Source organism: Candidatus Acetothermia bacterium, assembly GCA_024653305.1.
GTDB lineage: Bacteria > Bipolaricaulota > Bipolaricaulia > Bipolaricaulales > Bipolaricaulaceae > JACIWI01.
In genome coordinates this window covers 1-1,246 of the sequence record JANLFW010000061.1, presented here as the reverse complement: position 1 = coordinate 1,246, position 1,246 = coordinate 1, and the positions used below count along the sequence as shown (strand labels likewise).

General features: G+C 59.9%; 2 protein-coding genes. Both read right to left on the bottom strand.

Annotated features, from left to right (window positions below):
• On the bottom strand, positions 1 to 1,039 hold a 1,039-nt coding region (locus NUV94_08220; GenBank protein MCR4392720.1), incomplete at its 3' end, for a hypothetical protein.
• Between the two features lie 5 nt (positions 1,040 to 1,044).
• A partial coding sequence (locus NUV94_08215) for a hypothetical protein (GenBank protein MCR4392719.1) occupies positions 1,045 to 1,246 on the bottom strand: 202 nt, incomplete at its 5' end.

Sequence of the window (1,246 nt, the reverse complement as noted above, 5' to 3'; positions counted from 1 at the left end):
GCCCTTCCCAGGGCCATCCGTCAAGCGCAGCATTGACCTGCACACTCCCTGTGGTAGGCGCTGGGGTTACGAAGTTCAGGGTGAAAGTGATCGTCCCCCCAGCGGCGAGGGTCTGGGTCGGCAAGGGCGTGATGCTGGTGAGGCTGGCCCCGCTCGGCCCCCCCGATTGATAGGTCAAGGTGTAGGTTCCGGTGGGCATCTTCCTGAGCGTTTCCGTCACCGCAGTTCCATCGCGGCTTTGGGGGCCGGAGATGCGGTAGCTCAACAACCCAGACCAGGACCGTCCATCAAGTGTTGCATTGATCCGGATGGTGCCGGTCGCGGGAGGCGGGGGGCTTCCAGGTTTCAGCTTAGCCAAGTAGAAATCGTTAAAACCCATGGTTCCCAACACAATGTAGCCCCCATCTGAAGTCAGTTGGAGGCAGCGACCGTAGTCTGGGGTTGCTCCTCCTTCACCGAAGGTCTTGGCCCACAACTGGTTACCTTGGGCATCAGTAGCAACTAGCCAAATGGCGCTCCTTCTGTTGTATATGCTGGACCAAACGAGAGCATAACCTCCACCGGGAATCTGCTGAACAGAACAACCCCACTCTCCGTCAGGTCCGCCGAAGGTCTTGGCCCACTGCTGGTTGCCCTGAGAATCAGTTTTGATCAGCCAAACATCATACCCACCTGCGCCGAAGGATTGTGTTACCCCAACAAGGATGTAGCCTCCATCCATAACTTGCTGCACGGCACGGCCATCGTCGAACCCGGGTCCGCCGAAGGTCCTTGCCCATTGTTGATTACCCTGGGAATCGGTCTTGATCAGCCAGACATCGGCTTCCCCCAATAATGTGCCGAAAGAGCGTGTCTCACCAACGAGGATATAGCCTCCATCCGAGGTCTGCCGGACTGCGTAGCCCTCATCACCTCCGCTTCCGCCGAAGGTCCTCTCCCACTCAACCTCAGGAGGCCCAGCGGTCTGAGCTACCGGAGTCTCAAGAAAGAGCAGGATTGCAGGCAAGAGAACCAGGACCGTGATCAGCCGTACCCTCATGGTCTTCACCTCCCCCGACACTGCCCGCCCAACCGGCTTGCGATCTCCTTGGCCACCGCCCGGGCCACATCCTGAGGGCTGGCGCCAAACCGAAGCCCAAAGATCTCGATCCCGGTGACGTTGACCGTCACCGCGTACGCCTCGAACTCCGCGGTGGCGAGGTCGAGCACCTGTACGTCCACCGTCACCCAGGACGCAATCGCCCGG